Source organism: Bordetella genomosp. 11, from assembly GCF_002261215.1.
GTDB lineage: Bacteria > Pseudomonadota > Gammaproteobacteria > Burkholderiales > Burkholderiaceae_B > Bordetella_C.
Genome location: NZ_NEVS01000004.1, coordinates 575487 through 598969, shown reverse-complemented (window position 1 = coordinate 598969; position 23483 = coordinate 575487). Strand labels below are relative to the sequence as shown.

Here is a 23483-nt window from a genome sequence, read left to right as displayed (position 1 = left end):
CAGACCTTTTGCGTATATCAAACCGGCACGACAGCAGCCGATGCTTTGGTTTTGCGTACCTGCAACGCGATAATCGCAGCCACGATCCCCGTGGCCCCGGAGATGATGAAGGCCAGGAAGTAGCTTCCTTGCGCCTGGCGCAGTGCCCCCGCCATGAAGGCGGCGCTGGCGGCCCCCAGTTGGTGCCCGGCGACGATCCAGCCGAACACGATGGGCGCATCGCGCTCGCCGAAGCTTTCCACCGCCAGCTTCAGGGTCGGCGGCACGGTGGCGATCCAGTCCAGCCCGTAGAACACCGCGAAAATACCCAGGCTGTATATGGAAAAGTCGGAGAACGGCAGGAAGATCAGGGAAATGCCGCGCAGGCCGTAGTACATGAACAACAGCTTGCGTGGATCGTAGCGGTCGGTCAGCCAGCCCGATGCCGTCGTCCCGACCAGATCGAACAGGCCCATCATCGCCAGCAGGCCCGCCGCGCGCACTTCGGCAATGCCCTGGTCGCTGCACAGCGCGATGAAATGGGTGCCGATGAGGCCGTTAGTCGTGAACCCGCAAATAAAGAAGGTGGCGAAGAGGAACCAGAAATTCCGGTTACCGACAGCGCGGTTCAATGCACCGAAAGCGGCTTTCAGCGGATTGGCGTTCACGGCAGGGGGCGGCACATGGTCCGGGTCCGCGCCGTAGGGGACCAGGCCGATATCGGAGGGCCGCTCCGGCATCAGCCACCACGCCAGGGGCACCAGCGCCAGGCATACCGCCGCAATCGTGATGACGACCGGCCGCCACCCGCCGGCTTCGGCCAGTGCCGCCATACCCGGCAGGAAAATCAGTGTGCCCGTCGCGGTGCTGGCCGTCAGGATGCCCATCATCAGGCCCCGATGCTTGACGAACCAGCGATTGATTACCGTGGCCCCGAACACGACCGCCACGCATCCCGTGGCCAGCCCGGACACCACACCCCAGGACAGCACCAGGTGCCAGGGCTCGGTCATCCACACACTGGCGCCGCTGGCCGCGGACATCAGCACCAACGCGCAAATCAGGGTGCGCCGCACGCCAAAACTCTGCATCAGCGCGGCGGCGAAGGGGCCGACCAGCCCATAAAGGAAGATGCCGATCGCGGCCGACAGCGAGGTCACGTCCCGCCCCCAGCCGAACGCCTGCTCCAGGGGCACGATCAAGACGCCGGGTGCCGCCCGCTGGCCGGCACCCACCAACAGGGCGACAAAGGCTATGGCAACCACGACGAAGGCATACTTCTGTCCAAAAGGCCGGGAACGAGCTATAGTCATGTTACTTACCGGTACGTTTCTGAGCGTCGAATCTTACGTACCGCTCGGTAACATTGTCAAGCAGATTTACCATGACTCTCCGCCCCCCCCCTGTGCCCCCGCCCGAAGAAGCCGCCGCCGGCGGCAAGCAGCCGCGCGCGGCCGAACGCATCCGCCGCACCGCGCGCGAACTGTTCTATCGCGAGGGCATCCGCGCGGTCGGCGTGGATGAAATCGTCACGCGCGCAGGCGCGACCAAGCCCACCCTATACCGCAGTTTCGGCTCCAAGGATGAACTGGCGGCTTCCTACCTGAAGGACTATGACGCCGCGTTCTTTCAGCGCTTCGACAAGGCGATCGAGCCCTACGCGGGCAATCCGCGGGCGCAGTTGCTGGCTTACTTTCGTCATGTCGCTCAGCGCGTCAAAACACCCGGCTACCGGGGTTGCGCGCTGACCAACGCCGTCGTGGAGTATCCCGGCGACGCGGCCGTGCATCCCGGCCGCGCCATCGCCGAAGCCAACAAGCGGGCATTGCGGGCCCGCCTGCGGGAATTGGCCGCCTCGGCGGGCGCCAAGGACGCGGACACGCTGGGCGATGCCCTACTGCTGCTGCTGGAAGGCTGCTTCGTGTCGGCCCAGATTTTCGCGGGCGATGGCGATGGGCCGGCGGCCGCGTTGACCGACGCCGCCGAAAAACTGATCGCCGCCTATCTGCCCGAATGAGGCTGGGCGCGCAGGGTTAGCGATGGCAAGGCCACCGCGGCATCGGCGCGATAGGACACATCATTCTGAGGTGCATTGGCGGCAGCGGTCGCCGCGCCCCAGCATCCCATGACGAAAGCCGCGACGCTGGCGAAGTAAGCCAGCGCGGACACGATCATGGGAAGCCAATGCCCCTTACCCGCCCGCCCCGCCGCAATCTGGCGGAATACGCTGAAGTGCGCGAGGTAGGAAAACAGGACGCCGGTCGCGCAGGCAGCCAGGCCCAGCGCATACGCGGATATCGGTTGTCGCAGATCCGGCGGATCCACATCGCCGCCGACAATCCCCAGCGAGAACGCCAACAGCATCAATGCGGCGATGCCATTGATCCATCCCAGGAAGCGGAAACCCGACAACGCATGGAAAGTGAGTGCCTGATAGGCGTTGGAAGAGCGCGGCTGATCTATGTGATCCATGGTTCCATGCGGTAAACGACAGCAGACGCAAGCATAGCGGGGATTTTCCGCGACGGGAACGCGTCTTGCAGCCGGGGCTTCACATCATGAGGAGCGCAACATGGAAAAGTCGTTTCCACGCCAAGGGGCGGAAAGCGGTACGCCACGCCGGGCGCAGGCCGGTTCCCAGGCCAAGGTATTTCCGCCCGATTCGCCGGTCGATGTCCCGAACCTGCCGCGCCCGCCCCAGGACCCCGCCGCCGACGAAGCCCGCAATGCCAGCCAGCCCGTCGAGGATGCCGCCAGCGGCTCGAGCTGGGCTGATAACACCAAGCCCGCCCCCTACAAAAAGCGCGTCCGCGATTCGAATATTTTCTGAGCCGGCGCCCTGCAAAATTTGCCGCATTGGCAAGCAAAGTTTGCATCGTCGCCAGCCCATACCGGAGCCCCACCATGCCTGAAGCACGCCCAACCGGAACGGATGTCCGGTCTACGACCCCCGACGCGGACGAAAAAGCGCGCCTGGGTACCCGCATCCTGCCGGTGCCCGACAAGTCTCCCACCGTCGCCGGCATGCCGCGCAACGGACGGGCGCTCTCCGACCCTGGAGACCCCGGTATCCCGCGCCCCGAAGACGACGTCTATGGGAACGATCCCGCCGATCTGTCGGAAAGGCGGCCCGAGGATACGTCGCCCTAGCGCCCGCCCCCCCCGCCGGTCACCCCTTGCCGGCGGGGCGACAGACCGGTGTGGCGCTCTGGATGGATTGCTTGGCGGCGGCGAGTTCGCCCGCGTCCCACAGGCCTTGTCCGAGCACGGTGACAGTCACCGTGGAGTCCGTTTTGCCCTTGGGTTTGGTCTCGATCACCTCCAGATGAACCGCCGGTTCCGGTACCTTGACAACGACGATCCGGCCCACGGCGAATTTGTCGTCCAGGGTTTCGCTGGCCCGGTATTCGACGCCGTAGGGATGCTCCGGCGCGGTATGGCAAACGCGGGCGAATTCGGCGGCGCGTCGATACGCCGCATCGTAAGGCGTGGTGACATCGAAGGTCACACTGGGAAAATTACCGCCGGGCTCGATGCCCGAGGCGCATCCGCCCAGGCATATCAGCGCGGCAAGCAAGGAAAGACGGCATCGGGGCATACCCACTCCAGGTTGCTGCTCAACCTCGGAATTATGCATCACCGCGCCAAGCCGTCAGGAACGGAGCGGCTCCCGGTATGCGCCCAGCGCTGCCGCGCCGGGACGGGTCACGGTCGACTTGCCGTCGCGCTCCTCGATGTAGTTCAGCGCCTCCAGTTGTCCCCGCACGGGCTCCGGCACTTCGAACCCCACCAGCGAGGCGCGGGAACGCAGTTCTTTGAGCCAGCGGAATTGGTCCGGGGTCAGCGAGGGCATGGTTTTGAACATTATTGTTGCCTCCAGTTGGCCTTGAATCAAAACGATGGGGGCCGCGTCCCTGGCGGGGCGCGGCGTATGGGTAGCGTGATATGTGCGTCGATCAATTGTTATGCCGGTCCGCGGCGCCCTGGATCTTTTCGCCTCCCCGCTCGATATCCTTGCCGGCGCCCGAAACGGTATTGCAACCGGCCGACAGGGTGGCAATGGCGAGAAGCATGGCGAGAATGACTTTGTTCTTCATCGGTCTTTCCTTTTATGGGTCGGATTGAACGGAAAATTCCGGTTCCCGGACGACGCGGGCCGCCCGGACGGCCCTGCCTAGCAATTGGCGTGCCCGCCCCCCCCCACGGGATTGTCCGATTCCGTCTATGCCGGGATGGGTATGACGCTTGCACCTCTGCAGATCCTTTGTCCCAGGGGAATCGCCATGTCCGTCGCGCCCAACACACTGAACCCTCGCACCCCGAGTTCTTCCAACATCGCCGAGGAACTTACCGAGCACATGGACGATGCGCCGCATCGTGAACCGGCCCCCGGCGAGCCACCGCTGCCGCACGAGCCGCCCACACCGGGCGACCCGCCCGATTCCCCGCCAGCCCCCGAGGCGAAGACGCTGCCCCTGGCATAGGCAAGCGCGACAAGCGAGGGCGCCAGGCGGCTTGCTAAACTGCCACCTGCGCGCCCGGCCGGGCGATCGCATCGATGCGCCATAAGCGGCGCCGGATTGCCCCATCATGCTACGTATCTCCGAAGTCAAGCTGCCGCTGGACCATCCCGAAGCGGCACTCTCCCAGGCCCTCGCCGCTCGCCTGGACATTCCACCCGCCGACCTGATGTCCTTCCACGTCTACCGCCGCGGCTATGACGCGCGCAAACGGGACAATATCCAGCTGGTATATACAGTCGACGTGGAAGTACGCGATGAAGCAGCCGTGCGTACGCGCTTTGCCGGCGATCCGCATGTCGTCCCGACGCCTGATATGCAGTACAGATTCGTGGCCGATGCGCGCATGGCGCCGCAGGCGGCACGTCCGGTGGTGGTGGGCATGGGCCCATGCGGGCTGTTTGCCGGACTGATCCTGGCGCAAATGGGCTTTCGTCCGATCATCCTGGAAAGAGGAAAGTCGGTTCGGGAAAGGACCAAGGACACCTTCGGACTGTGGCGCAAGCAGGTATTGAACCCCGAGTCCAATGTGCAATTTGGCGAAGGAGGCGCGGGCACCTTTTCGGACGGCAAGCTCTATAGCCAGATCAAGGATCCGCGCTATCTGGGCCGCAAAGTGCTGGACGAGTTCGTGCTCGCCGGGGCGCCCGAGGAAATCCTCTACGTCAGCAAGCCGCATATCGGCACCTTTCGCCTGGTCAGCATGGTGGAAAAAATGCGGGCTTCCATCGAATCCCTGGGCGGCGAGATCCGCTTCCAGAGTCGCGTGGAAGACCTGGACCTGGATGGCGGCCGCGTGCGCGGGCTGAAGCTGGCCGGCGGTGAGTATCTGCCTTGTACACATCTGGTGCTGGCGATCGGGCACAGCGCGCGGGACACCTTCCAGATGCTGCACCAGCGCGGCGTCTACGTGGAAGCCAAGCCCTTTTCCATCGGATTCCGCATCGAGCATCCTCAAAGCCTTATCGACCGCAGCCGCTTCGGCAAATATGTGCGCCACCCGGTACTGGGCGCGGCGGACTACAAACTCGTGCATCACTGCCGCAATGGCCGATCGGTGTACAGCTTCTGCATGTGCCCCGGCGGCACCGTCGTCGCGGCCACTTCCGAGCCCAACCGCGTCGTCACCAACGGCATGAGCCAATACTCCCGTGCCGAACGCAATGCCAATGCGGGCATCGTGGTCGGTATCACGCCGGAAGATTATCCCGGCGGGCCGCTGGCCGGCATCGACTTCCAGCGACATTGGGAATCGCGCGCCTTCGAATTGGGTGGCGGTGGATATCTGGCGCCGGCCCAGCGGGTGGAAGACTTCCTCGCACGCCGGCCGTCGACCGGGCTGGGCAAGGTACTGCCCTCCTATACGCCCGGCGTCACGCCCACTGACCTATCGACCGCACTTCCCGACTATGCCATCGAAGCGATCCGCGAAGCGCTCCCAGCGTTCGACCGGAAGATCAAGGGATACGCAATGGCCGACGCCGTGCTGACGGGCGTTGAAACCCGGACGTCTTCGCCACTGCGCATCAAGCGCAAAGACGACGACTACCAGAGCATCAATACCGTCGGACTGTACCCGGCCGGCGAAGGGGCGGGCTACGCCGGCGGCATTTATTCCGCGGCCATCGACGGCATCGAAGTGGCGGAAGCCGTCGCCCGGGATATTGTCGAAAACTTCGGCGCCTGAGGCACTAAACGCCGTGCAAGCGGCGGTTCAACGCTGCAGCGCTGTGCTGCAGCGCCTTCGCCAGCCGGGCGCAGCGCGTCCACCAGGCCGCGAAATAAGGCTGGGGCGGCAGCACCCGCAGGCTGGACGACTGCGTGGCGCGTACCAATACCTGACCGCCATATGCCAGGACATGAGTTTCGCCTCCGCGCAGCGGGATGCACAGGCTGAAACTGGCATCGCCCAATCCGTCCACGCGCTCGACGACTGTCGCCCGTCCTTTGATACCCAGGATCAACGCCCGCGGTGGCATATAAACCACGCGTGTTTCACCGCATGAAAGTGAAATATCCCAGGCCGACCGGTCCATTTTCACGATTACCTCCAACATGTGTAGCAGAACGTTGTGCAGCTTAGACCCCGCCTGCAAGGCCTCCCAGACACAGGACCGGTATTTGTATATGGCAGCAGCTGACATCAACCATTTCTGTTACTGTCGGATTCCACCTCAACTGTGCCTATTCCGTCTCGGCTGGCATACGCAATGATTGCGCAATGGAACAGCCTCTGTATCAACGTTTGGCCGAGCACTACCGGCAAGCCATCTATTCTGGAGTTCTCGCCCCCGCGACGCGCATGCCATCCGTGCGAACGCTGGTCCGGCTACACCAGGTAAGTATCAGTACCGCACTGCAGGCTTGCCGCAGTCTGGAGGATGACGGCCTGATCGAAGCCCGCCCCCGGTCAGGCTATTTCGTACTCAAAAACCAACGCAGCAAGCTGTTACCCGTCGATGAACCGGACACGCGCCAAGTACTGGATGCCGCGTCCTATGTCGGCATTCATGACCGCGTATCGGACTTCATCGCCAAGAGCGCGATGCATCCACCGCGGATCGACCTGGCCAATTCCGTGGCACCGCCTGACGCCTATCCGGTAGACGCCCTGAAGCAGGCGATGCTGCGGGCAGTGCGTCGGTATCCGGAAGCGATGACCCGCCCTCCGCCGCAACAGGGCCATCCCTATCTGCGCGCGACTTTGGCACGGCGGGCCCTGGATGCGGGAATCAGCGCCAGCCCTGACGACATCATCGTGACCAATGGCTGTATCGAGGCGCTCAATATCGCACTGAGGGCGGTGGCGGGTCCCGGCGATACCATCGCCGTGGAGTCGCCGGCGTACTTCGGCTTGCTGCAAGTGATCGGCAGCCTGGGAATGCGCGCACTGGAAATTCCCACCAGCCCGCAACGCGGCCTGTCGATCGAAGCGCTGGACCTGGCCTTCCAGACCCATGCGGACATCAAGGCGGTCGTCGTGGTGCCGAACTTGCACAACCCCTTGGGCAGCATCATGCCCGATGAAGACAAGGCGCGCCTGGTGGCCCTTTGCGAACGGCAAGCCATCCCGTTGATCGAAGACGACACCTATGGCGCGCTGGCCGATGGCGACGAGCCGTTGCGCGCGGCCAAGGCGTGGGACCGCGACGGCAATGTCATCTACTGCGCGTCCATGCAAAAAACGCTGGCACCCGGATCGCGCATGGGCTGGATGATCGGCGGCCGTTGGAAGGCACGGCTGGCCATGCTGAAGTTCGTGCAAAGCCGGCCGAACACCGCGACCTCGCAAATCGCCATCGCGGAAGTGTTGCAGTCCAAAGGCTACGACCGCCATCTGATGCGTCTACGACGCCGGCTGAAAAGCCAGCGTGAGGGCATGGCCCGCGCCATCGCGGAACATTTCCCGCGCGGTACCCGTTTGAGCGTGCCGCGCGGTGGCATGCTGCTATGGGTGGAAATGCCGGATGGACGTTCGTCGAAAGACGTCTTCGAGCTGGCCCTGGAAGACGGCATCCGGGTGGCGCCGGGCCGCATGTTTTCAAATTCGGACCGCTACGAGCACTTTTTGCGTATCAGCTGCGCGCATCCCATGAACAGCGATTTTCAGACGGCGATACGGACCCTCGGGCGCATAGTGGGCAGCAAGCATTAGGCATGCGGCAACGCCGCCGCCCTCTCGCTAGCGGCCGCGCCAACCCTCGCCGGAAAAGTCCGACTGTCCCAGCATGACGGGTAAGGGGTGGCTTTCCAGGAATTTGCGCTGCGCCAGGGCATGCAGCATGCGGCTGTTTCCGCGATAGGCAATCAATAGGTCTTCTTCCTCGGCGCCCGCGCCGAAACGGTCGCGCAGCACTTCCCAGGAAACGCCCGCCTTGATCCTGCGCGCCCCGGCTGAGGTTTCGAACCAGATCACATGCGCGGCCCGATCGTTGAATGCGTTGTTATCGTATGTCATGTCGATCTCCGTGCAAGGTCCACTTATCGTATCGAAGCACCATATGTCAGTGTGTAACGACTTTGGCGTAGCGACGTATTTGGACAACACCGTGCGTACGGATGATTTGCTTTCTTGACGGATAGTGCTTAGGACCCGCGCGCTTGATGTTCCCGGGGTCGGGTCCGATTTTTGCTCCTTACTCAACCGTGATGCGAATGGCGCATTGCCATACGGGTTGGTTGGCCACCCAAGTGAATAAGGAGAATGACATGACCCTGGGAACCATACTGTTGATCATTCTGATCCTGCTCCTGATCGGAGCGCTGCCGACCTGGCCCCACAGCCGGGCCTGGGGCTACTATCCCAGCGGCGGGCTGGGGCTGGTATTGATCATCGTCATTGTTCTTTTGCTGGTGGGCGCCATATAGCGCCGCCCTGGCGCCAGGAGAAAACGCCGCGCGCTCCGGACGAACCGCCCCCCCCGGTTGAACCTGCCTGACCGGCTGGGCCGGTGCGGGCCCGGAGCCCGGCGTTTTTTCATATCGGGAGAGGCGCGCGCGAGCGCGAAGCAGCAGACACGCGCGGCCCCGGAGCGCGAAACCACGAAAGCGCGAGGACAGGCACCCGCGCCCAGGTGCGGATCACGCCCGCCCGCCCGCTTCCGACCGACTCGAAACAGGCGCCGGTCGGATGTACCGACGGCCCTATGCGCGGGGAGGCATAGGACAACTTCTCGCCTTGCGCGGACCGTGCGGCCGCAATGCCAGCGCGCTTCCCGGAGCCCTGAAAATGGGCGAATGCGTACTATAGTACCGGGCATATAACCATAAAACAGCGCGAGGAGACAACGCATATGCAACGTTGGAATCGCAGGCCCGACGGTTCTACCTGGGGCGACTATGGCGCGGACGACGAGCTCGGCCGCCTGAATCTTCTGACCGAGGAAAAGGTACTGCAGGCCGTACGGGAAGTACGCGTCGGCAAAGTATTCTGCCTGTCGTTGCCACTCGATCTGCCGGGCGGCAATGTACTGAATCCCCGTCGTCACCCACCGGTGCTGTCCCCCACGGACAGGAACGGACATCCCAACATGAACTTCGCCGTGCGGCGCGAGGACGCGACCGCCGTCGACGTGCTGAACGACGACCGGGTGATGTTGACGCTGCAGTATTCGACGCAATGGGATGGCTTGAGCCATGTCGGCGCGCTGTTCGACACCCAGGGAGACGGCAGCGAGCGCCTGGTCTACTACAACGGTTTCGAGGCGGGCATCGACATCCTCGGCGGGGACGATCCCGCGGCGGCGCGCGATTGCTGCCCACCGGGCGGCTCTTACGCGCGCCGCCTGGCCATCGACACCTATGCCCGCAAGGGCATGCAGGGCCGCGGCGTCATGGTGGACCTGGCCCATGCCCTGGGCCGCGGTCGCACGCTGGTGGACAACACAGTGCTCCAGGAAGTCATGCGTGAGCAGCAAGTGTCGGTGGAACCAGGCGATATGCTGGTGCTGCGCACGGGATTTGCCGAAGCCATCGTGCGCATGGCCGGCAAACCGGATCAGGCGGCGCTGGAACAGGCAGGGGCCGTGCTGGATGGCACGGATACCGCCCTGCTGGACTGGATCGGCGCATCCGGCATCGCGGCAATCTGCGCGGACAACTATGCGGTAGAGGCCTACCCCGCGCGCACCGCCGGGCCGGGCCGCTCCATCCTGCCGCTCCACCATCACTGCCTGTTCAAGCTGGGCGTTCCGCTGGCGGAGCTCTGGTACCTGGAAGAGCTGGCGGAGTGGCTGCGTGCGCATGGACGCTCGCGCTTCCTGTTGACCGCGCCACCGCTGCGGCTGCCCGGTGCCGTGGGATCTCCCGTCACTCCCGTGGCCACGGTATGAGCCGCTTGCGGCGGGGACTTTCGCGGGCCGGCGGGGCGCTCGGCCTTCCTACGTTCCGAGACTGCACCGCCCCGCTCGAACCGCGGCCGTTCAACTGGCGACGCGCTGCTGTGCCGCCTTGAAATTTTCCTCCAGGACCGCCAGCACCTCGTGGCAGACCCTGATCTGCTCCGCCGACAGGCCTTGCATGGCGTGGTCGAAAAAGGCCGCTCGGCGCGGCAGCGCCTCGGCGACCACGCGCTTGCCCTGCGGCGTCAGCATCGCGTTGATGAGACGGTTATCCTGTTCGTCGATGGCGCGGCTGATCCAGCCGAGGCTTTCCATCGCCTGGAGTTGTCGCGTCAACGATGCGGGATCCAGCCGGCAGCGCTCCGCCAACACCTTCTGCGACAGGCCCCCCGCCTCGTGCAGCGCAAGCAGGATGCGCCAGCGCGGCAATGCGTGGCCTACATTGGCCTCGAAAGCCGCCATCATGGTGCGATAGGCCTGCCCCAGCATCTGCACGGTATGCAGGCCTTGTTGCTCCTTGGGCATGGCTTACTCCGCGGGCGCGCTGGCCACTTTGCTGCGGCGGGTAAGCCGCACGGGCGGCACACGCCGGACGAACCATAGCGATAGGATGGCGATTGCCAGCACGATGATCTGCCCGTCGTGGATCGCGCCGACCAGCGAAACGCGCGCCGCTTCCAGATACGATGCGCCATCGCGGCCGACCGCGGCTACCTGCTGGAGAAACTGCGCCTGCGCGGCGGGGTTGACCAGTATTTGCGGGTCGTCCAGCGTATCCAGCCAACGCAGCGCCTGGCTGCTGTCCAGGGATGCGCGCACGCCGCTGATGTAGCTGTGGTTGACCATGGTTCCCACCACCGCCGTGCCCACCATGCCGCCCACCATGCGCAACGACTGCAGCAGGGCGGTGGCGATACCCAGGTGCTCGCGCCCGGCGGTTTCCTGCGCGAACACCGTCAGGTTCGGCATGATGAAACCCAGGCCCAGGCCGGCCGCCAGCATATACGTGGCGATCAGCCAGCCCGGCGTGTAGTTGTGCGTGGAAATAATGCCCGCCGTGGCCAGGCACATCAACAGGAACCCGACATAAAGCATGTTGTTGGGATTCTTGATGCGGGTGACGATGCGGCCGTTCGTGATGCTGCCGACGGTAATGCAGACCACCATCGGGGTGATAAGCAGCCCGGCGTCCTTGGGCGACAGCCCGAAGCCGCCCTGCAGCAGCAACGGCGCATAGAACAGCAGCGAGAACATCGACACGCCGACCAGCAAGGCCAGCATGAACAACGGCGCCAGGCTGGCATTGCGGAACATTTCGAAAGGCAGCAAGGGCTGTTCGCAGCGCCGCTCCCACCAATACAAGGCACCGAAGGCGATGACGCTGGCGATGGCCAGGCCGATGGTGAAGCTGTCGATGCCCTTGCCGGGCAGCAGCTCCACCAGCAATTGCAGCCCGCCCAGCGCCAGCGCGATAAGCAGCGCGCCCGGCCAGTCCAGGCGGATTTTCCTGGTGGGATCGCTGTGCCGCAGGTGCGGCAGATGGCGGCACACGAACCACAGGCCCAACAGCCCCACCGGGATGTTGACGTAGAACACCGAACGCCAGCCGTAGTATTCGGTCAGGAAACCGCCCAGCGAGGGGCCGACGGCGTTGGCGATGCCGAAGGCGGAACTGAACATGACCTGCCAGCGCAGACGCACATAGGAATCCGGGAACAGATCCGGAATGCAGGCGAACGCGGTACCGACGAGCATGCCGCCGCCGATGCCCTGCAGCGCGCGGGCAATAACCAGGAAGAGCATGCTGTCGGCCGCGCCGCACAAGGCCGACGCCGCCGTGAAGACGACGATGGCCAACACGACGAAGGGCTTGCGTCCGTAGTAATCCCCCAGGCGCCCGAAGATGGGCACCGTGATGACGGAGGTCAGCAGGTACGAGGTGGCGACCCAGGCGTACAGGTCGAAGCCCTTCAACTCGGCAACGACGGTAGGCAAGGCGGTGCCTACGACCGTCTGGTCGATGGCAACCATCATGACGACGAAGCACATGCCCAGCATCGCCATCAGGGATTGGCGGAACGGCAATACCTGGCCTGCGGAATGGGGAGTAGAGGGAGCGCGGGGGGCCATTTCGTGGACGCATCAATAATTGATCTATCAACGATTCTAGCGCGATCGCGGCGAAAGGTCGAACGAACATTGCGGTGCTACAGTAGCGCAGCCCCCAAACGGCAACATTCCCGCCCTTCCCCATGCAAGAAGCCCTAGACGATCTGGACCGCCGTCTCATCGCCCTGCTGCGCGACAATGGCCGGCTGACCACCGCCACGCTGGCCAAGAAGCTGTCGGTGTCGCGCGGGACGATCCACAACCGCATAGACCGGCTCGTCCGAGGCGGGACGATCCTGGGATTCACCGTTCGCCTGCGCAGCGAAACCGAGAACGACGGCGTGCGGGCCATGACCTTGATCGAAGTGCGGGGAAATGAAACCGACGCCGTGTTGTCGGCACTGCGTCGCCTGCCGGAGATCGTGCAGGTGCATTCGACCAGCGGACGCTGGGATCTGGTGGCGGAGATCCGGGTCCAGGACCTGGCGACGTTCGACCGCGTGCTGCGCGATCTTCGCCGCGTCAAGGGCATCGCCAACTCGGAAACGAATCTGCTGCTGGCCGTGTACAAGTAAATACCCGGACCATCGATAGCGGCCCTTGCGGCCGCCCTGCCGCGGGGCTGCGCGCCGTCCCGGGACGCGCGGGCCGGACGTGCCGCGCTATGCCGCGGCGCGCAAGGCCGCGCCGTCTTCGCCCAGCGCGAGGGCATACAGGTCCTTGGGATCTCCGCCCGATGGGATCAAGGGTTGATCGACGCCCACGCCGTGACGTTGCGCCAGGTCAGCGACGAGGCACAGCGCGGAGTAGTCTTCCAAAGCGAAACCCACGGAGTCGAAGAGAGTGACCTGATCCGGCGACTCGCGCCCGGGCTGCTCCCCATTGAGCACCCGCCACAGTTCGATGACCGGAAAATCCGCGGGCAGCTGCTGGATATCGCCTTCGATGCGCGATTGCGGCTCGTATTCGACGACGACGCGCGCTTGCCGCAGGATGTCGGGATGTATTTCCGTCTTGCCGGGACAATCCCCGCCCACGGCGTTAAGGTGCATGCCCGGCTCTATCATGTCCGGCGTCAGGATAGTCGCGTAGGCCTTGTCCGCCGTTACCGTTGTGACGATATCGGCGCCGCGCACCGCCGCGGCCGTGCTCGGGGCCACGACGACATGCATGGCAGGCGCGGCATGCGCCAGGTTGCGCTGCAGCTTGGCGGTGGCCCGGCCATCGATGTCGAACAGGCGGACCTCTTCGATCCCCAGCATATCGTGAAAGGCAATCGCCTGGAATTCGCTCTGCGCGCCGTTCCCTATCAGTGCCATGACGCGCGCCTGCGGGCGCGCCAGCGCGGCCGCGGCGACGACCGACGTGGCCGCGGTACGCATTGCGGTGGTCAAGGTCAGCTCCGACATCAGCAAGGGATAACCGGTCGCCACGTCGGCCAACACGCCGAACGCCATGACCGTAGGCAAGCCCAGCGCAGTGTTGCCCGGATGCCCGTTAACGTACTTGAAGGCATAGCGCGCGGCATGGGAGACCGGCATCAGTTCGATCACGCCGACCGGGGAATGCGACGCCAGCCGCGCGGATTTTTCGAATTCCGTCCAACGCAGATAGTCCGCGCGTATGCGATGCGCGAGTTCGCGCATGAACGGGGCGACGCCGACCTTGCGCATCAGGGCGGCCATCGCCGGAACATCGATCATTCTTGTCATGGTTCTCTCTCTTGTGCCTGCACAGAAGAGAATCATGATCGGGACTCGGGCTAACGAAAAGCCAGCAAGATGCTCGTACGTGCCGCATGGACTGACGTTATGACAGGAATTTCTGGCATAACGTCAGCCGCACGCGACCGGCGTCACGCCGGGGGCTGCTCGTTCATCAGTCCATACACCCACAGTCGCATGCTGTCCCAGCCGCGCGACAGCATGCCGCCTCGCTCCACTGGCTGCAGGGCCAGGACGGGATAGCTCTGGATGGTGCGGCCGTCGACCTGCAAGTCGACGGTGCCGATCTGGCTGTCCAGCGCAAGCGGCGCGACCAGCGGCCCCTGTTGCGTGATGACTTTCTGCAGGCGGGGCACCCAGGCGCGTGGAACCGTGGCGTAGATGTCGCGGTCGAAGCCCGCCAGCACCTGCGATTGCTGGCCTTTCCAGACCCTCGAATTGCCGACCGACTGCCCCTTGGCGTAAAGCTTGACGGTTTCGAAGTTCTGGAACCCCCAGTTCAAGAGCATCGCTGTCGTTGTCGTGCGGGCCTTGTCGGAGGGCGTGCCCATGACGACGGCGATGAGCCGCCGCTGGCCGGTAGCGCCCGGACGTACGGCCGAAGCGATCATGCAATAGCCCGCCGCCTCGGTATGGCCGGTCTTGCCGCCATCCACCGATGGATCGCTCCACAGCAGGCGGTTGCGGTTGGGCTGCGTGATGTTATTGAAGCGGAACGACTTCACGTGATCGTAGCGCACGTAAAGATCGGGGAAGTCGTGGATCACGCGGGCGGTCAGCGTTGCGAGATCGCGCGCGGTGGAATATGTCTGTGGATCGGGCAGGCCGTGCGGGCTGTTGAAATGGGTGGATTTCAGCCCCATGCGTTCGGCCATTTCATTCATGCGCTGAACGAAGGCGCCTTCAGACCCCGCGGCGGCCTCGGCCAGCGCGACGGCCGCATCGTTGCCCGATTGGATCAGCAGGCCCGACAGCAAGTCGTCGATGCTGACATGCATGCCCGGTTCCAGGAACATCTTGGAGCTGCCCGGTGCCACCTTCCATGCGTTCGTGGAGATGGTCACCTGCTGATTGAGATCCAGCGTCTTGTCGCGCAGCGCCTGGAAGATCAGATAGGACGTCATGATCTTGGTCAGCGAAGCGGGCTCTACGCGTTCGTCCGGATTTTGCGATGCGATGACCTGGCCGCTGGTGGCGTCCAGCAGCAGCCACGACCTGGCATCGGGTGTCGGCGCTTCCGGCGCGGGCGGTGCGGGAGTGGCTGCGCCCTGTCCGGCAGCGGCGGGCTGCGTCGCGGCGGCGGAACCCGCGGCGGGCGTGGCGGCGGGAGCGGCGGCCCGGGCAGCGCCCATCGTGCAAACGGCCAGGACGGACCACAAAACGACAATAAGCTTCTTCATAAATTCCACGGAGTGAAGATAAAAACCGACGTGAGCCTTAGTCCGCATGGATCGGATAAGGTTCAGCCGTGCATATCGGTCCATGCGGGCCGTGCGCCATGCGGCGTACGGCATCGGGATCATCCTGCGGGAGCCTTAGCGCATCGACCGGATACCGGCGCCGAATGACGCTACCTAGACTAAGGCCTGCTAACGCTGGATGGGGCTATCGGATAGCCCATATGCCTTGGACCGGATGCGTGCGGGGCCCAATGTTAACCCCTGGACCTCGGGAGGACACGATGGGGGCGATCTGGGAGATATCGATGGTCGATGGCGGTGCCACCTTCTGGCTGGAAACCGGCCATCGTTATGTGGCGTGCCGCTGCGCGGCCGAGGTCCTGCGACGGGTGGAGCGCGGCACCGGGCTGACAGGTGCAGCCGCCCTGCGCGCCGCCGAGAATGAACTGGTGGAAGAAGCCAATCGCAGGCTGGCGGAGCGCGAGGCCTTGCCGCTGCGCCTGGCCTATCACGATTAGCTCGCACGGCCGCGGGGCGGCTTCATCGCGCCGCCGCCGCACGGGACGGACCGAATGGCTACACGGCCGCCACGACACGTCGCGCGAACAACCACGCCACGGCCAGGAACACGGCCAGGCCCAGCCATGAAGCGATGGACGAAAAACCGGGGCCGACGATGGCCAGCGGCGCCTCCTTGCCGCTGGCGCCGATCACCACCGCCATGACGACGCCTATCAGGCTTTCGCCGACAATCAACCCGGAGGCGATCAGTACGCCGCGGCGTTCGGCGGCGGCAATGGCTTGATCGTCCGCCCGGCCGGCGGCCCGGCGGCGTTGCAGGGCGCGGCCGACCAGCCACGCGAGCACGGCGCCGAGCACCAGCGGCGCGCTGACGGTGGGCGGCAGGTAGATGCCGATACCCACGGCCAGGACCGGCATGCGCGCCACCTTGCAGGTGCGTTTCAGAATGCTGTCCACTACGATCAGGCCGATTCCGATACCCATGCCAATCACGATCATGCCCCAGTTCAGCTGGTGCGTGAAAATGCCTCGCACGATGGCCAGCATAAGCGTGGCCTGGGGCGCGGACAGAACCTGCGAGGGATCCATGCCGGCGCGCGGCATGGCATCGGCGAAGCCATAGGCGTTGTACAGCAGGTCAAGCACCGGCGAGATCACGACGGCGCCGGCCACGCAGCCGATCAGCAACGCGACTTGCTGCCGCCAGGGCGTGGCGCCCACCAGCCAGCCCGTCTTCAGATCCTGCAGGTTATCGTTAGAAATCGAGGCCACCGCGATCACCGCCGAAGTCGTGAAGATAGCCACGGCGATGGCAAGCTGCCGGCCCGACTCGGTCGCAAGCAAGCCGTCGCGGCTGCCGATGGCCAGTATGAGCAGCGATACCAGCACGATGGCCACAATGCCGACGCCCGAAATGGGACTGGTCGACGACCCCACCAGCCCCGCCATATAACCGCAGGCGGCCGCGACCAGCAGGCCGAAGACAAAAGCGAAGATAACGGCGTAGATCACCAGCCGCCACGTCAGCCCGGCCACCAATGGCGCGCCGGACAGGAAGGCATGAAAGGTCAATAACAGTACAACCACCATGACCAGGCTGATCGCCGCGATCCAGAAGCCAGGCAGATCCCGGTCCGTGCGTGGCGCCGGTCCGGCGCCATGCGCTCCCGCCGCGCCCAAGCTGGAAAAGGTCGCTTTCAGGCCGCGCGCCATCGGCGCGGCCAGCGTGGCGAGCGTCCAGACGGCGCCCACGCCGATCACACCTGCGCCGATGAAGCGCACCTGCGACGACCACAGGCCAGTGGCGTAGCTTGCCGCCGAGGCGTCGGCCGGCATGGGATGCAGCGCCGTCAATACAGGCACGGAGATTCCCCAGGCGATGATCAGCCCCGTCAGCATCGCCAGCCCGGCGACAATGCCGATCAAATAGCCCGCGCCCAGCAAGGCGGTGGAAAACCCCATGGGAATGCGAAAGATCGCCGCGCCGGCCGAGAACCAGATGCTCACGCCGTCACCCAGCACGCGCAGCCCGCCGGCGGCGAAGCTGACCGCCGCGGCCACCACCCCACCGGTGGCGATGTCCGCCATGCCGGTGCCGGACGCGCGCCGCGCCCCGGACGTGCCGGCAGCCGCTTCGCCGGCACCGGCCTGGGAGTCCGCCGATGCAGTCGCGCCCACGCGCAGGATCTCCGCGGCCGCCACGCCTTCGGGATAGGGCAGATCGCTCTGCACCACCATCACGCGCCGCAGCGGGATTGTGAACATGACACCCAGCATGCCGCCCGCCGCGCACACGGCGAGGGTGAGCCAGAACGGGAACCCTTGCCAGTGGCCCATCATGACCAGCGCGGGCAGGATGAAAATCACGGACGACAACGTGCCCGCCGCCGAGGCCTGCGTCTGCACCATATTGTTTTCCAGGATGTTGGCATCGCGGAACAGGCGCAAGACCGACATGGAAATCACGGCGGCGGGGATGGCGGAAGAGAATGTCAGGCCGACCTTCAATCCCAGATAAACGTTCGACGCCGTGAACACGACCGTGATGAGCGCGCCGAGTATGACGCCGCGAACGGTCAATTCGGGAAGCGAGACACGATCGGGGATTCGGGAAGTATCTGTCATGGGGATGCCGGCCAGGGTCGTAGACGAAACGGGCGATTTTATTCCCCGCGCGACGCAATAGCCGTACCCGCGTCAATCGGCAAAAGCGGCGCCATCACGATCATTTACCGCCGGCACGGTGTGCTTTGCCCGACGTTGGCCGCGACATCGCGACGATCGCGCTGCCGCGCGGCCGCTTCAGCTCGGCGTAATGATTCGCGACCGGACTTTGCTTCGACCGCGATACACCGGATTGACTATTAACAGCAAACCGTACATGCTTTGCGCCACTGTACGACTGTATGATTGGATGCAGTGGAGCGACAAGGGGAGGTTCCACAGGGTGTCTCATGCTGCAAATCGGGCCGTAGCGATTCCCGAGGGATACCGCTTGCGCCTGCCCGGCCCCACCTTCGTACCCGAACGCATCCGGCAGGCTACCGCACGCCCCATCGTCAACCATCGCGGTCCGGAGTTCCGGGCGATGCTGGCCGATGCCGAGGAACGCCTCAAGCCCATCTTCGGCACGCGCAACCGCATTCTTTTTTTCGCCGCCTCCGGCAGCGGCATGATGGAAGCGGCGGTCGTCAATATCGCCAGCGCCGGCACGGAACTGCTGTTCGTTTCGCACGGCCAGTTCGGCGAACGCTTTGCCACGATCGCGCAGGAAATCGGCGCTCGCTTCGATCGGCTGGACATGCCATGGGGCAGCGACATCGACATCGACGCGGTGGCGCAGCGCCTGCGCGAAAAGACCTACCGCGCGGTATTCGTCATCCACAATGAAAGCTCGACCGCCATTACTGCCGACCTCGCGCGGCTCGGCGCCCTCGTGCGCGATACGCCGACGCTGCTCGTCACGGATTCGGTCAGCGGGCTGGCCGGCACGGAGATGAAACAGGATGAATGGGGCGTCGACGTCGTCGTGTCAGCATCGCAGAAAGCCTTGATGTGCCCGCCTGGCCTGGGCCTGGCCAGCGTCAGTGCCAAGGCCTGGGAGGTCATCGATCGCGGCGACCACCTTCCCGCCTTCTATTGGAGCTTCAAGCGCGCGCTGGCATCGCTGGAAAAAGGCGAAACGCCGTTCACGCCCGCCGTGCCCGTCGTCTATGGACTGCTCGAGGCCCTGGACATGATCCACGCCGAAGGGCTGCCCCGGGTACTGGCTCGTCACCGCCGCCTCTCGACAGCCCTGCGCGATGGCGCGGCCGCCATCAACCTTCCCATCTTCGGCACCGGCCGCAATCTGTCCAGCACCGTTGTCGCGCTTTCGGTGCCGCAGGCATTGGATGGCGCGGCGATCGTCAAGGCGCTGTACGAACGCCATCGAACGGTGATCGCCGGCTCGCGGAACCGACTGTCCGGGCGGGTTATCCGCATCGGCACGATGGGGGACTTCGACGATGACACGATCCTGACCGACCTGGCGCACCTGGAAAGCGTTCTTGCGGACCTGGGCCATGCATTCACCTCCGGTGCCGGCATCGCCGCGGCACGCGCCAGCCTTGCCGCATCCATTCAACGATAAACAAGGGGAAAACATGAAACGCCTGTCCGCCTGTATTGCGATACTGGCCCTGACCGCCGTCGGCGCAGCCGTGCCCGCGATGGCCGCGTCCGACCATGTGGTGCTGTACTCGGCCAATGACGACACCGTCAACAAATTGGTGGCCGACGGTTTCAAGCAGTCCACCGGGCTGACGGTGAACGTGATTTCCACCGGATCCGGCGTGCTGTTTCGCCGTATCGCCTCCGAGCAGGGCAATCCGCAGGCCGATGTGGTGTGGGGCGTCAGCGCCGCCCTGCTCAAGCAAAACAGCAAGTATTTCCAGCCTTACGCCGTGCAGGGACGCGACGTCGTTCCCGCGCCTTATCGCGATCCCGACAATCTGTGGGTCGGTACCAATATCCAGGTCGTCACCATCAACCGGAACAGCAAGGCCATTCCCGATAAGGACGCGCCCAAGCGCTGGGAAGATCTGCTCGACGCCAAATGGAAAGGCCGCATCGCCTATACCGATCCCGCCAATTCCGGGTTTTCCTATGCGGCGGCCACGGCCCTGCTCCAGGCCTGGGGCGACAACGATGCGGCCTGGCAGAAATTCGGCAAGCTGGTCGCCAATGCCAAGGTCCTGAACCGCTCGACCCTGGTGTTCGACGGCAATGGCAGCGGCGAGTATCCGCTGGGAATTTCCCTGGAATACGCGGGTTTCCTCTGGGCGCACAACGGCGCGCCGGTCGCGGTTGGCTATCCCGCCGACGGCACGGTCGCCCTGGCCGAAGGCGCGGCCATCATCAAAGGCGGCCCGGACCCGGACAACGCCCGGAAGCTGATCGACTACCTGGCCAGCAAGCCCACCCAGGAAATGCTGCTGAAGGCCACCTTCCGCCGCCCCGCCAGACAGGACATCGACTTGAGCGTGGCAGGCAATATGCCGCCCTTCAGCGCTATCAAGGTGCTGCCCTACGACGATGCCAAGTGGGAATCCACCCGCGCCGAGACCCTGCGCCGCCTGAAGACGACCATCCAGGAAACGCGCTGAGCGCCCCGTCCCGCTGCTTCCATGACGACCATACGGATTGACGAGCTGGTCTGCAGCTACGGCGCGGCGCGGGCGGTGGATGGCATCTCGCTGACCATCGGCGACGGAGAGCTATTCACGTTGCTCGGCCCTTCCGGCTGCGGCAAGACCACGCTGCTGCGCAGCATCGCGGGCTTCACCGATATCGCGTCCGGCAGCATCCTGCTGGGTGAAACGCGTATCGACCGCCTGCCTGCGCACCGGCGCAACATCGCGATGGTGTTCCAGAATTACGCCATCTTTCCCAACCTGACCGTGGCCGACAACGTGGCATACGGGCTGCGCGCGCGCAAGGTGCCGGCGGCCGCCATCGAGGCCCGCGTGCGCAAGGCGCTTGAACGGGTACGCCTGGCGAACTATGGCCCGCGCTGGCCCCATCAGCTGTCCGGCGGGCAATTGCAGCGTGTGGCCATCGCGCGCGCGCTGGTGATCGAACCCGCGGTGCTGTTGTTCGACGAGCCGCTATCCAACCTGGACGCCCAGCTACGCGTGGAGATGCGCGTCGAGATTCGCCAGTTGCAGAAATCGCTGGGCCTGACCGCGGTCTATGTCACCCACGATCAGGAAGAGGCGCTGGCCATTTCGGACCGCATCGCCGTACTGCGCGACGGCAGGGTCGAACAGGTGGGTTCGCCTGAAGCCATCTACCAGCAACCGCAAACGGCCTTCGTTGCGGAGTTCCTGGGAGGCACGAATATGCTGCCCGGCGTCGCCGGCCGCTTCGACGGCCAGACCAGCGAAGTCGCGGCGGGCGGCACGACGATATCGGTGCAGGGCAAAGTGGCGGAACCGGGCGGCAAAGTGCTGCTATCGATACGGCCCGAGGCGTTGCGGCTGGTGGACCAGGCGCCGGGGCCGCTGCTGCGTGCCAGGCTGGTGCTGCGCGAATTCCTGGGCCAGATCCAGCGGCTGCACGCCGCGCTGCCCGATGGCACGCCGATCCGGATCTCCGCGCTGGGCGCCTCGTTGGGCGGGATGGCCGAGGGCACGCCGCTGACCCTGGCCTACGACCCCGCCCACATCATTGCGTTTCCCGTCTCATGAAGGGCTTTCGCTATGCGGTGTCCATCGGCGCGCTGGTCCTGCTCGCGCTATTCCTTCTCTATCCCCTGGCGCTGGTGCTGAACGCCAGCCTGCGGGTGGACGGCACCGGGCCTTTTACACTGGCCAACTATGCGGGGATCTTCAATAGCGGCTATTACATCAAGAGTGTAAGCAACAGCCTGATCGCGGCGGCTTGTGCCACGGTGGGGGCCACCGCGATAGGCGTACCGCTGGCCTTCTGCATGGCCCGCGTGGACCTGCCCGCCAAGACCCTGCTCTTCACGCTGGCCTCGCTGCCGCTGGTGCTGCCTTCTTTCGTGGCCGCCTATGCGCTGGTGCTGCTGTTTGGCCATGCCGGTGTCATCACGACCGCGCTGCGCGAAATCGGCGTGCCGATCGGGCCCATCTACGGCTTGCCCGGCATCATCGCGGTGTTCTCGCTGACCCTCTACCCCTATGTGCTGATGCCGGCCATGGCCGGCTTCAAGGCCATCGATATTTCCGTCGAGGAAGCCGCCCGCAACCTGGGCGGTTCGCGCTGGCACGTCTTTCGCACCGTACTGCTGCCGGTGGTAATGCCGGCGGTACTGGCGGGCGCCCTGCTCGTTTTCATCGAAACCCTGGAGAATTTCGGCGTACCGTCCGTGCTGGCCGAGGACCGGCCTTTCCTGGCGGTCGACATCTTCAAGCTGTTCGCGGGCGAGGCGGACAACAACCCGGCCGCCGCCGGGGCCCTTAGCGTGCTGCTGATCCTGTGCACGGCACTCGGACTGCTGGCGCAGCGGCATTACCTGGGCAAGCGTCGCTTCACGACGAACGCGCGCAGCGCACCGCCGGCACTGCCGCTGTCGCGCGGCTGGCGCGCGGTGGCCATATGCTATAGCTGGGGTGTCGTGCTGCTGTCGCTGATGCCTTTCATCGCCGTACTGGGCATTTCTTTCCTGCGCTTCAGGGGGCCGGTGCTGACGTGGGAGCTGGGGCTGGGCAACTACGCGGGTTTGCTGGCCGGCTCGTACGAGCCGCTATACAACACCTTGATTTTGGCAACCGTGGCGGCCCTGGTGGCAACGATCATCGGCGCGCCCATCGGCTACATCGTCACGCGCCATCGCGGCCGGCTTTCCGCCACGCTGGATATGATAGGCATGGTGCCGTTCGCGGTGTCCGGTACCGTAATGGGCGTGGGGCTGATCCTGGCCTTCAACAACCACCCCCTGGTACTGACTGGCGGCTGGCTTATCCTGGTGATTGCCTACGTCGTGCGCAAGCTGCCGTTCAGCGTACGCTCGGCGGCCGCCATCGTGCACCAGATCGAACCCAGTCTCGAAGAAGCCTCCATCAATCTCGGCGTCTCCCCATTCAAGACCTTCGTCGGCCTGGTCGTGCCGTTGATGGCCGGCGGCCTGGTCGGCGGCATGGTACTGGTGTGGATCACGGTAGCTTCCGAACTGAGCTCGACCATCGTGCTCTACACCAGCCGCTGGTCCACCGTCACGGTGCGCATGTACCAGTTGCTGGAGGGCACCGGCGCCGGATTGGCGGCCGCGGCGGCCGCGATATTGATATTTTTTACCGCGGTCCCGCTGCTGCTGCTCCAACTGCGTATGCGACGGCGCGATAGCCCATTGATGTAGCGTCGACGATGCTGCCTGGAGTCCAA

The 23483-nt window shown here is 64.7% G+C and carries 26 protein-coding genes; 14 read left to right on the top strand and 12 right to left on the bottom strand.

The genetic code is table 11. The features are described 5' to 3' along the window. Nucleotides 1–17 precede the first annotated feature (17 nt). The gene (locus CAL28_RS10315) at nt 18–1292 is read right to left on the bottom strand and encodes an MFS transporter (protein WP_094841298.1); all 1275 of its coding nucleotides are present in this window, start codon (nt 1290–1292) and stop codon (nt 18–20) included. Nucleotides 1293–1363: 71 nt separating this feature from the next. Between CAL28_RS10315 and CAL28_RS10310 the strand changes: the two genes are divergently transcribed. Continuing rightward, entirely contained in the window at nt 1364–1996 is a 633-nt protein-coding gene (locus CAL28_RS10310; RefSeq protein ID WP_094841297.1) for a TetR/AcrR family transcriptional regulator, read from the top strand. Here CAL28_RS10310 and CAL28_RS10305 read toward each other — a convergent pair. Continuing rightward, on the bottom strand, nt 1981–2451 hold the full coding sequence (locus CAL28_RS10305; protein ID WP_176463948.1) for a hypothetical protein: 471 nt from the start codon (nt 2449–2451) through the stop codon (nt 1981–1983). The two genes, CAL28_RS10310 and CAL28_RS10305, sit on opposite strands and share 16 nt — an antisense overlap. A gap of 100 nt (nt 2452–2551) precedes the next feature. Between CAL28_RS10305 and CAL28_RS10300 the strand changes: the two genes are divergently transcribed. After that, nucleotides 2552–2809, top strand: a complete 258-nt coding sequence (locus tag CAL28_RS10300) for a hypothetical protein (protein ID WP_094841296.1) — start codon at nt 2552–2554, stop codon at nt 2807–2809. Between the two features lie 74 nt (nt 2810–2883). After that, a complete protein-coding gene (locus CAL28_RS10295; protein ID WP_176463917.1) occupies nt 2884–3129 on the top strand; it encodes a hypothetical protein in 246 nt (81 codons plus the stop codon). 19 nt (nt 3130–3148) lie between these two features. On the opposite strand, the gene CAL28_RS10290 is transcribed toward CAL28_RS10295, so the two are convergent. From CAL28_RS10290 to CAL28_RS10280, 3 genes are all read right to left on the bottom strand, one after another. Beyond that, nucleotides 3149–3577: a BPTD_2524 family lipoprotein gene (locus CAL28_RS10290; protein WP_094841295.1), complete on the bottom strand. Its 429-nt coding sequence runs from the start codon at nt 3575–3577 to the stop codon at nt 3149–3151. Nucleotides 3578–3631: 54 nt separating this feature from the next. Continuing rightward, the gene (locus CAL28_RS10285) at nt 3632–3844 is read right to left on the bottom strand and encodes a hypothetical protein (protein WP_094841294.1); all 213 of its coding nucleotides are present in this window, start codon (nt 3842–3844) and stop codon (nt 3632–3634) included. A 91-nt stretch (nt 3845–3935) separates the two neighbouring features. Next, on the bottom strand, nt 3936–4076 hold the full coding sequence (locus tag CAL28_RS10280; protein WP_094841293.1) for an entericidin A/B family lipoprotein: 141 nt from the start codon (nt 4074–4076) through the stop codon (nt 3936–3938). A gap of 141 nt (nt 4077–4217) precedes the next feature. Here CAL28_RS10280 and CAL28_RS29460 point away from each other — a divergent pair, with 141 nt between their 5' ends. Both CAL28_RS29460 and CAL28_RS10275 read left to right on the top strand, forming a co-directional pair. Further along, the gene (locus tag CAL28_RS29460; protein WP_141218162.1) at nt 4218–4463 is read left to right on the top strand and encodes a hypothetical protein; all 246 of its coding nucleotides are present in this window, start codon (nt 4218–4220) and stop codon (nt 4461–4463) included. A 106-nt stretch (nt 4464–4569) separates the two neighbouring features. After that, complete coding sequence (locus tag CAL28_RS10275; RefSeq protein WP_094841292.1) at nt 4570–6186, top strand: NAD(P)/FAD-dependent oxidoreductase; 1617 nt, start codon at nt 4570–4572, stop codon at nt 6184–6186. A gap of 4 nt (nt 6187–6190) precedes the next feature. On the opposite strand, the gene CAL28_RS10270 is transcribed toward CAL28_RS10275, so the two are convergent. Next, nucleotides 6191–6487, bottom strand: a complete 297-nt coding sequence (locus tag CAL28_RS10270) for a hypothetical protein (RefSeq protein ID WP_141218161.1) — start codon at nt 6485–6487, stop codon at nt 6191–6193. A gap of 233 nt (nt 6488–6720) precedes the next feature. Here CAL28_RS10270 and CAL28_RS10265 point away from each other — a divergent pair, with 233 nt between their 5' ends. After that, nucleotides 6721–8154, top strand: coding sequence for an aminotransferase-like domain-containing protein (locus CAL28_RS10265; RefSeq protein ID WP_094841290.1), 1434 nt, complete (start codon nt 6721–6723; stop codon nt 8152–8154). A gap of 27 nt (nt 8155–8181) precedes the next feature. Here the strand turns inward: CAL28_RS10265 and CAL28_RS10260 are convergent, their stop codons facing one another. Next, complete coding sequence (locus CAL28_RS10260; protein ID WP_094841289.1) at nt 8182–8457, bottom strand: DUF1488 family protein; 276 nt, start codon at nt 8455–8457, stop codon at nt 8182–8184. A 251-nt stretch (nt 8458–8708) separates the two neighbouring features. Here CAL28_RS10260 and CAL28_RS10255 point away from each other — a divergent pair, with 251 nt between their 5' ends. Together CAL28_RS10255 and CAL28_RS10250 are read left to right on the top strand one after the other, a co-directional pair. Continuing rightward, nucleotides 8709–8867 (top strand): DUF3309 family protein, encoded by a 159-nt coding sequence (locus CAL28_RS10255; RefSeq protein WP_094841288.1) that lies wholly within the window; start codon nt 8709–8711, stop codon nt 8865–8867. 425 nt (nt 8868–9292) lie between these two features. Next, nucleotides 9293–10330, top strand: coding sequence for a cyclase family protein (locus tag CAL28_RS10250; protein WP_094841287.1), 1038 nt, complete (start codon nt 9293–9295; stop codon nt 10328–10330). Nucleotides 10331–10420: 90 nt separating this feature from the next. On the opposite strand, the gene CAL28_RS10245 is transcribed toward CAL28_RS10250, so the two are convergent. Both CAL28_RS10245 and CAL28_RS10240 read right to left on the bottom strand, forming a co-directional pair. Continuing rightward, entirely contained in the window at nt 10421–10864 is a 444-nt protein-coding gene (locus CAL28_RS10245) for a MarR family winged helix-turn-helix transcriptional regulator (RefSeq protein ID WP_094841286.1), read from the bottom strand. Nucleotides 10865–10867: 3 nt separating this feature from the next. Continuing rightward, nucleotides 10868–12469, bottom strand: coding sequence for an MDR family MFS transporter (locus CAL28_RS10240; protein ID WP_094841285.1), 1602 nt, complete (start codon nt 12467–12469; stop codon nt 10868–10870). 122 nt (nt 12470–12591) lie between these two features. On the opposite strand from CAL28_RS10240, the gene CAL28_RS10235 reads away from it, so the two are divergent. Further along, nucleotides 12592–13023, top strand: coding sequence for an Lrp/AsnC family transcriptional regulator (locus CAL28_RS10235; RefSeq protein ID WP_094841284.1), 432 nt, complete (start codon nt 12592–12594; stop codon nt 13021–13023). Nucleotides 13024–13110: 87 nt separating this feature from the next. Here the strand turns inward: CAL28_RS10235 and CAL28_RS10230 are convergent, their stop codons facing one another. Then, the gene (locus tag CAL28_RS10230) at nt 13111–14160 is read right to left on the bottom strand and encodes an ornithine cyclodeaminase (protein ID WP_094841283.1); all 1050 of its coding nucleotides are present in this window, start codon (nt 14158–14160) and stop codon (nt 13111–13113) included. 143 nt (nt 14161–14303) lie between these two features. Continuing rightward, the gene (locus tag CAL28_RS10225) at nt 14304–15524 is read right to left on the bottom strand and encodes a D-alanyl-D-alanine carboxypeptidase family protein (RefSeq protein WP_094844541.1); all 1221 of its coding nucleotides are present in this window, start codon (nt 15522–15524) and stop codon (nt 14304–14306) included. Between the two features lie 329 nt (nt 15525–15853). On the opposite strand from CAL28_RS10225, the gene CAL28_RS10220 reads away from it, so the two are divergent. Further along, complete coding sequence (locus tag CAL28_RS10220; RefSeq protein ID WP_141218160.1) at nt 15854–16090, top strand: hypothetical protein; 237 nt, start codon at nt 15854–15856, stop codon at nt 16088–16090. Nucleotides 16091–16148: 58 nt separating this feature from the next. Here CAL28_RS10220 and CAL28_RS10215 read toward each other — a convergent pair whose 3' ends face one another. Then, nucleotides 16149–18218: an OPT family oligopeptide transporter gene (locus CAL28_RS10215; protein WP_094841281.1), complete on the bottom strand. Its 2070-nt coding sequence runs from the start codon at nt 18216–18218 to the stop codon at nt 16149–16151. Nucleotides 18219–18588: 370 nt separating this feature from the next. Here CAL28_RS10215 and CAL28_RS10210 point away from each other — a divergent pair, with 370 nt between their 5' ends. The 4 genes from CAL28_RS10210 to CAL28_RS10195 are packed head-to-tail and all read left to right on the top strand — an operon-like array spanning nt 18589 to nt 23457. Then, nucleotides 18589–19725: a pyridoxal-phosphate-dependent aminotransferase family protein gene (locus CAL28_RS10210; RefSeq protein WP_176463947.1), complete on the top strand. Its 1137-nt coding sequence runs from the start codon at nt 18589–18591 to the stop codon at nt 19723–19725. 13 nt (nt 19726–19738) lie between these two features. Beyond that, complete coding sequence (locus tag CAL28_RS10205) at nt 19739–20740, top strand: extracellular solute-binding protein (protein WP_176463946.1); 1002 nt, start codon at nt 19739–19741, stop codon at nt 20738–20740. A gap of 21 nt (nt 20741–20761) precedes the next feature. Then, a complete protein-coding gene (locus CAL28_RS10200; RefSeq protein ID WP_094841278.1) occupies nt 20762–21823 on the top strand; it encodes an ABC transporter ATP-binding protein in 1062 nt (353 codons plus the stop codon). After that, nucleotides 21820–23457, top strand: a complete 1638-nt coding sequence (locus CAL28_RS10195) for an ABC transporter permease (protein WP_094841277.1) — start codon at nt 21820–21822, stop codon at nt 23455–23457. The genes CAL28_RS10200 and CAL28_RS10195 overlap by 4 nt, the downstream gene beginning before the upstream one ends. The last annotated feature ends 26 nt before the right edge of the window (nt 23458–23483 follow it).